The organism is Aliivibrio sp. S4MY1, from assembly GCF_028765545.1.
GTDB lineage: Bacteria > Pseudomonadota > Gammaproteobacteria > Enterobacterales > Vibrionaceae > Aliivibrio.
Genome location: NZ_JARACP010000003.1, coordinates 293,039 through 300,956 on the forward strand (window position 1 = coordinate 293,039; position 7,918 = coordinate 300,956).

The 7,918-nt window shown below is 38.1% G+C and carries 3 protein-coding genes and 3 tRNA genes; 5 read left to right on the top strand and 1 reads right to left on the bottom strand.

Going from position 1 to position 7,918, the window contains the following annotated elements; all coding sequences use genetic code 11:
* Positions 1–34 precede the first annotated feature (34 nt).
* The 5 genes from hrpB to PVK71_RS05500 all read left to right on the top strand — a co-directional run bounded on the left by hrpB (position 35) and on the right by PVK71_RS05500 (position 5,450).
* Positions 35–2,500 (top strand): ATP-dependent helicase HrpB, encoded by a 2,466-nt coding sequence (gene hrpB, locus PVK71_RS05480; RefSeq protein WP_274419475.1) that lies wholly within the window; start codon positions 35–37, stop codon positions 2,498–2,500.
* Between the two features lie 24 nt (positions 2,501–2,524).
* Positions 2,525–4,900 carry a penicillin-binding protein 1B gene (mrcB, locus tag PVK71_RS05485; protein ID WP_274419476.1) on the top strand — a complete coding sequence of 792 codons (2,376 nt, stop codon included), beginning with the start codon at positions 2,525–2,527 and terminating at the stop codon, positions 4,898–4,900.
* Positions 4,901–5,138: 238 nt separating this feature from the next.
* Positions 5,139–5,214 (top strand) — tRNA-Phe (locus PVK71_RS05490).
* A 54-nt stretch (positions 5,215–5,268) separates the two neighbouring features.
* Positions 5,269–5,344, top strand: a tRNA-Thr gene (locus PVK71_RS05495).
* A gap of 30 nt (positions 5,345–5,374) precedes the next feature.
* Positions 5,375–5,450 (top strand) — tRNA-Asn (locus PVK71_RS05500).
* Between the two features lie 175 nt (positions 5,451–5,625).
* Here the strand turns inward: PVK71_RS05500 and PVK71_RS05505 are convergent.
* Positions 5,626–7,263, bottom strand: a complete 1,638-nt coding sequence (locus PVK71_RS05505; RefSeq protein ID WP_274419477.1) for a methyl-accepting chemotaxis protein — start codon at positions 7,261–7,263, stop codon at positions 5,626–5,628.
* Positions 7,264–7,918: the final 655 nt, after the last annotated feature.

Below are 7,918 nucleotides of genomic sequence, written 5' to 3' on the forward strand. Positions count from 1 at the left end.
GTTTAATTCAAGATAATGCCATAGGGCGAACCCATTGTCACAGTTACCCATTGAAAGAGTGATCCCATCACTGATTGAGAAATTACAGAACCATTCTCAACTCATTTTAAAAGCATCGACAGGCGCAGGTAAGTCGACACATCTGCCTTTAATGCTATTAAAAGAACAAGTGGTTAATGGCAAAATAATAATGTTAGAGCCAAGACGGTTGGCTGCTCGTAATATCGCGAGTTACTTAGCATCTCAATTAGGTGAGAAAGTCGGTGAGCAAGTTGGGTTTCGAATCAAAGGTGAAACTAAAGTTAGCCCTCAAACTCGATTGGAAATTGTGACGGAAGGTGTGATGACTCGAATGATCCAATCAGATCCTGAATTGTCAGGTGTTGGATTATTGATTTTTGATGAATATCATGAGCGAAGTATTCATGCTGATACTTCATTAGCTTTTGCCTTGGAAGTGCAAGAAGCGCTAAGAGATGATCTTAAGTTATTAATTATGTCTGCCACCTTAGATCAATTGGCATTACAGACGTTATTGCCAAGAGCTGCATATATAGAGTCGGATGGGCGAATGTTTCCGGTGGCAACATCTTATACCCCTCTTAAAACAAACCAACGAATTGTGGAAGCAACTGAGCAAGCCATTCGCAAAACATTATTAAATGAAACAGGTTCAATACTCGTATTTTTGTCTGGAGTAGGTGAAATAAAACAGTTGGAAGAGAGATTAAAAGATCTTTCTTCTGATATTGTCGTTAGGCCTTTATATGGTCAACTCGATGCAAAAAAGCAGCAATTAGCATTAAAACCAGCATTGAAAGGTGAGCGAAAAATAGTTCTCGCAACCAACGTGGCTGAAACCAGTTTAACTATTGAAGGGATCCGCATTGTTATTGATAGTGGCTATGAGCAAAAAGTAACGTTTGATGCAAAAACAGGGATCACTAAGCTAGAGAAAAAACGAATAGCTCAATCATCTGCTGAGCAAAGAAAAGGGCGAGCAGGACGATTGGAACCCGGGGTATGTATTCGTTTATACAGTGAATCTCAATATCAACAGCAGCCCCAAGTTCAAATACCTGAGATAGAATCTTCTGATCTTTCGTCTTTGGTTTTGGAGTTAACAAAGTGGGGAGTTATCACCCCTTTGGATCTTCAATGGTTAACCCCGCCACCTGATGGCAATATTCAACAAGCTCGGTCTTTATTATCTCAATTAGACTTGATTGATAAGCAAGGTCAGCTTTCTATATTGGGGGAAAAATCACAGCAATTGAATATAGAGCCTCGCCTTGCTGCTGCATTATTACAAGCTAGCACTCAATCAGCTTCACATCTGCAAACGGCTTTATTTATGTTGCCAATCATAGAAGAGCCAGCTAAATCAGTACAATCAAAAGATCTTAGCTTTCATCTTTCTTTATTTCTTGAAGGTCGCTACCCAAAACAGACAGAGTATCAACAAAGAGTTCAGCTACTGGCTCGCACTTTATCTGTAAAGGCAGACATAACTCAGGTTTCAATTGTTCTTATTGGTGAGGTATTAGCATTAGGTTTTCCTGATAGATTAGCGATAGCAAAAGGAACTCTAGGTCAATTTCAATTATCGAATGGCCATGGTGTACAAGTTGATGAAATTGAATCGATAGCACAAAGCGATTATTTAGTGGTGGTGGACTTACTAAAAGGCAGTCAAAATCGCAGTTATGTTTTTCTTGCGGCATCCTTATCCAAATCATCTTTGTTCAGTGCTGTTTCTCATTTAATGATTGAAAAAGAGCATGTGGATTGGGATGAGAAGTCAGGAAGAATAGTCGCTGAAAAACGTATGTATTTAGGGCGGGTCATTCTGCAAAAAGAGCGAATGAGTTCACCAGACTCTGACAAAATTTCGTTGGCATTGCTTAATATGCTTAAGCGAAAAGGAATAGAGAGCCTCGATTGGAATAAAGAGGTACAAGCTTTACATTCTCGCTTGTTGTGCTGTGAAGAATGGTTACCAGAGATCTCTCTTCCTGCTATGAGTGAAGCGCAGTTACTTGAGAGTGCAGAGCAATGGTTATTGCCTTTTATGAATGGCATAAAAAACGATAAGCAACTTAAGAGCATTAACCTTATTAGCGCATTAGAAGCCTATGTAGGTTGGGATATTATGAAGCTTATTAATGAATATTTGCCGACGTATTATTTGTTACCAACAGGAACAAAAGCAAAGATCAGTTATCAATTGCAATCGGAACCTAAGATTTCAGTAAGAATGCAAGAGGTGTATGGCGAAGCGCAAACCCCTTTATTAGCGCAAGGTACAAAAAAATTGGTCATGGAATTGTTATCTCCAGCTCAGAGGCCATTACAAACAACCAGTGATTTAGCTGGCTTTTGGCGAGGCTCATATAAAGAAGTACAAAAAGAAATGAAAGGGCGTTATCCAAAACATATTTGGCCCGATGATCCAGCGACTCATCAAGCAACGAAAAAAACAAAACGTCACTTTAATTAATTCTCTAACTTGAAAAGAACTCTCATGGCTGAAAAGAAAAAAGTACCAGCGAAAACTGCACCTAAAAAAGCGGTGATAAAGAAAAAAACACCAGTAAAAAGAAAATCGACAAGTAAGAAAAAAGCTCAGTCGCCTCGTTCTTTTTGGAAAGGGTTAATGATACTCGGTTTTAAACTAAGCCTTGTTGTATTGGCGATTCTACTTATTGCTGGGATCTATTTGGATACCGTAGTTAAGAATCGCTTTGATGGTCAATTATTTACTTTGCCTACCGTGGTATATAGCCGAGTTCTAACATTGGCTCCTGGGCAAAATATCAGTTTGCAAACGGTTAAGAAAGAACTGGATTTATTAAAGTATCAGAAGGTTCGTCAACCTCAACGTTCAGGTGAGTATTCATCATCATCAACAAAAATAGAGCTTATTCGCCGTCCATTTGAATTCCAACAAGGACCAGAACCAGATCGTCATGTAATGCTTTATTTCAATTCTGATGGCCTACAGAAAATTGAAAACCGTACGGCGAAAAAACAAATGGGCTTTTTGCAAATAGAGCCTCAATTTTTAGGGATGCTAGATGCGGATGATGACCAACAGCGTTTATTCTTACGTAGAGAGCAATTTCCAGAAGTAATGGTTGATGCACTATTAGCTACAGAGGACAGAGACTTTTATCAGCATGATGGTGTATCTCCACTAGCGATAGCTCGTGCAATGGTGGTTAATGCCAAAGCAGGCAGAACGGTTCAAGGGGGGAGTACATTAACCCAACAGTTGGCAAAGAACTTATTCTTATCTCGTGAAAGAACATTATGGCGTAAGGTTCGTGAGGCTTATATTGCTCTGATTTTAGATTACCGTTATAGCAAAGATAGGATCTTAGAGGCGTATTTGAATGAGGTCTATCTAGGGCAAACTGGTGGGGAGGCAATTCATGGTTTTGGATTAGCAGCGCAAGTGTATTTTGGCCGCCCAATAGAAGAATTAAGAATTGATCAGTTAGCCATGTTGGTTGGTATGGTTAAAGGCCCATCCTATTACAATCCAATGCGTTTCCCTGAACGTGTAAAAGAGCGTCGTGATCTAGTATTACGTTTGATGATGCAAGAAGAAATTCTTTCTCCTCGTCAATATGAAATGGCAGCAAGCCGTCCATTGGATGTCAAAAAGCGTGCAAGCATCTCAACAAGACAACCTGCTTATTTCCAACAATTAAAATGGGAGTTAAAAGAAAAAGCGGGAGAGGCTTATCAAAGAGGTGAGGGATTACGAGTATTTACGACGCTTGATCCATTATCACAACAGAAAGCAGAAAAAGCAGTTGAGCGAATTGTTCCTCAGTTAGAAAAACGAGTGGGAAAAGGCTTAGAGTCAGCAATGGTTATCGTCGATCGTCAAAGCGGAGAGATCCGAGCTATGATTGGTGGTAGTCGAACTGGATTTGATGGCTTTAATAGAGCGATCAATGCTAAACGCCCAATTGGGTCTTTAGTTAAACCTGCTATTTATTTATCAGCATTAGAAAGCCCAGATAAATATTCATTAGCGACCACATTAGATGATAAACCAATTTCATTAAAAGGCAGCAAAGGGACAACATGGACGCCTAGAAATTATGATCGAAAGTTTAGAGGTCAGGTTCCTTTGTATTATGCGCTTTCTCGCTCATTAAATGTTCCAACCGTTAATTTAGGTTTGATGGTTGGCCTTAATAAGGTGACAGATACATTAGTTAAACTTGGTGTGAATGCTCAAGAGATTAATCAAGTACCATCAATGCTACTTGGTTCAATTAGTTTATCTCCGCATCAAGTGGCTCAGATGTATCAAACATTAGGCAATGGTGGACGAAAAGCGCCTCTTACGGCATTAAAAGCGGTGGTGAATACAGATGGGGTATTACTTTATGAGAACTTTCCTCGTTCGTCACGAGTTGTTCCTGAGCAAGCGACTTGGTTGACTATTTATGGAATGAAAAAAACGGTGAGTGAAGGAACGGCAAGATTTTTAAATAGTAAATACAGCTGGGCAGCATTGGCTGGAAAAACCGGAACAAGTAATGACTCAAGAGATAGCTGGTATGCAGGTATTGATGGGAGAGAAGTTGCTATTACTTGGCTTGGCCGAGACGATAATAAACCAATGAAATTAACGGGTTCGAGTGGTGCGTTAAGAGTTTATTCTGATTATTTAAGTATGAGATCACCTGAGGTTTTTAATTTACCGTGGCCAAATGAAGTAACGACAGCTCATTTTGACTTACAAGAAAATAAAACGCTGAAACCGAATTGTTCTGGCAAGGAAAATGTACCTATTTGGGATATTAAAGGTCAATATAAAGCAGAATGTGAAAAGAAAAATACACCAGCCGCTTGGTTAACTGACATTTTTGGTTTTTAATTTTGATAAATTGGTAACTCCTCTTTAGTGTGCAGATGTTAGAGAGGATGTCATTTATTTCGATTAAGGTTTATTTGCGTAAAAACTAATAAACGCTTCTTAAGCTATTAAAAGTAGAGTTATTTTTTAATCAAAATGTTATAAAAACAACCATTGCGAATGCATTTCAACCAAAAGGTGTTTTTTTTTAAATTATTAGTTGACCAGAGAGGTAAAAAGCCGTTTAATACACCTCGTTGCCCGGATAGCTCAGTCGGTAGAGCAGAGGATTGAAAATCCTCGTGTCGGTGGTTCGATTCCGCCTCCGGGCACCATATTAAATTGTTGGTGCTTAATATTAGTTAACACGAGCAATGAAAAATTAGTGTGCCGACTTAGCTCAGTAGGTAGAGCAACTGACTTGTAATCAGTAGGTCACCAGTTCGACTCCGGTAGTCGGCACCATTAATTCTCGTAATGAGACGTAAAATCTGTTCCCTTTTAGTTCAGTCGGTAGAACGGCGGACTGTTAATCCGTATGTCGCTGGTTCAAGTCCAGCAAAGGGAGCCACATTTAAAAGCCTCGTCAGAAATGACGAGGCTTTTTTTATGCTTTTTTATAATCGATTTTTCCTACGCAATTATCTGAACAATTACTTATCCAGAATGGTATTAGATGTTTGTTATAAAAAAAGCAGACAATCAATGTCTGCTTTCTTATAACTTCTAGTAATCTTACATTATCACTATTTATCTAGATTGCTATTTACTCGAAATTTGTTTAACCAAGTATCTAAATCATCAGCTAATTCAGTTAGGGTATGAGTACTTTGTTTACTATCTGCGACAACACTTGCTAATTGCTGCCCACTTTCTTCTATCATATTAACTCGTTGAGTAATGTCTTCACTTACGTGTTTCTGTTCTTCAGACGCACTTGCAATTTGATGGCTCATACTTGAAATTGACTCAAGGGCAGTAACAATTTGCTGTAGAGCATCGGAGGCATTTTGAGATTCAGATACGGTGCTTTTACTGGTTTCGGCACAGATTTCCATACTAGTTATTGCGTTACGAGAGCCTTCTTGTAAGTTTGAAATCATTAACTGTATTTCTTTTGTGCTACCTTGAGTTCTTCCAGCTAAATTACGAACTTCATCAGCAACAACAGCGAAACCTCGGCCTTGTTCACCAGCTCGAGCGGCTTCAATTGCTGCATTTAAGGCTAGTAAGTTAGTTTGCTCTGCAATGTCACCAATGACATCAAGAACCTTAACAATGTTGTTCACATTGCTATCTAATTCAGAAACCGCAGTACTTGCTGTATTTAATTGTTCAGCAAGTCCTTCTATATTAGACACGGTCGCAGTAATTAATTTTTGAGTTCGAACACTTCGCTTATCGGCTTCGTCTGTAGTAATGGCTGTTTCTTGTGCTGAATCTGCTACATTATTAGCAGAAGAAGCCATCTCAGTAATCGCCGCTGCTATCATCTCTGTTGATTGGTGCTGGTTTTCAGTCAATTCACTTGCAGTCCCTGCTCTAGAGTGAACATCAGATAACTCAGCTTTTAACGCAAGCATTGCTTGAGTTAGATGTTCAACTAACTCTGCTAATGATAAATTCATTGTTTGAACTGCGTGATAAATACTGCCTTCAGGTGCTTTTTCTGTAAATTGAGTAACAATCTCACCAGCAGCAACAGTTTGGATTGCAGAGTGGACATCTTTAGGTTCGCCACCTAATAATGAAATCATACGTTTCATTGAAATCATTAGAATGCTAAAAATTAAACTCGCAATGATAAAGGCTAAACCAAATTGCCATTGAGCTGTAGACCAGAATCGAGAATTAACTTCTGTTTCTCCAATACCAGTGCCTACAATCCAATTCCAATCTTGTGTTTTTTCTGCAATAGAAAGCTTTTTATCAATACTTCCATCTGGCATTTTTAAAGACCATGTATATTCAGCCATGCCTGATGGATTTTGATTTATGGCATTTTCTAAAATTTGGCCAACACTTTTTCCTTCACTATCACGGAACTCATGAAAGCTGGTACCATGAAGTTGAGGATCTAAAGGAGCAGCTAAGAACATTAGGTCTTTATCTGCAACATATACGTATTCATTATCTTTATAGATATTGTTTCGTAAAATTGTAATTGTGAGCTCTTTGGCTTTATCCTCTTCTATTTTTCCTTGCCTTACCATTTCTTCCATATTGGTAATTAGGTTATAGGTTGTTTGGAATAATTCAGTAACTCGAGATTTATTATCCATAGAGCTAGCAATACGTAATGTCCATAGCCCTGTTGCTGTCATTAATATAAGAGAGCATAAAATAATAGCTGCGAGGACGTAAGATTGTGTTTTTAACTTCATGCTTATTTGCTCCGAGAAAATATAAGCGACATTTAACCTATGTATCGACCGATAAAAGTATAAGTTTAATGAATTATACGAGTGCCGATATATAAGAGGGAGTCTTATGTTGTGCTTTGTATGATTATCACCTTCTAAATGAATGATTTTAAATTATTAGTTATTGATTCTATTTTTTAGGTCATGATTTGCAGTGCTATAGATAGAATTAGACCTTAAGTGGTCTATTTTTAGCGTTAAAGTGAACTATAACTAAGCATATTGATGCCTATTTATGCAATTGAATCAAATTTTAAGAATAAATAGATAAAGTACTTGCTAATGTGATCGAACTCTCTATAATGCGACCTCACTGACACGGAGAGCCCGTCCCGTAAGGGGTTGGAAGGAAAGGTTAGTGTGATGAGTTATCAATATTCATTTCAAATAAGTGCTTGACACTTTATCTGAAATGAATAAAATGACCGTCCTCTTCGCTGATAAGATTGAATGCTTTGAAAGTAGAAGAAATGCTCTTTAACAATTTAACCAAATCAATCTGTGTGGGCACTTGTGAGTTGATAATCACTGTTTGCGAAAGCAAATAAAAATAATCAATGAACTGAGTGACTACACAAAATTACTTTTATGTAACAATCAGTATTAATCATTGAGC

Excerpts from the sequence above, each read along its gene's own strand:
- mrcB (WP_274419476.1), top strand. The coding sequence starts at position 2,525 with ATGGCTGAAAAGAAAAAAGTACCAGCGAAAACTGCACCTAAAAAAGCG.
- PVK71_RS05505 (WP_274419477.1), bottom strand. The coding sequence starts at position 7,263 with ATGAAGTTAAAAACACAATCTTACGTCCTCGCAGCTATTATTTTATGC.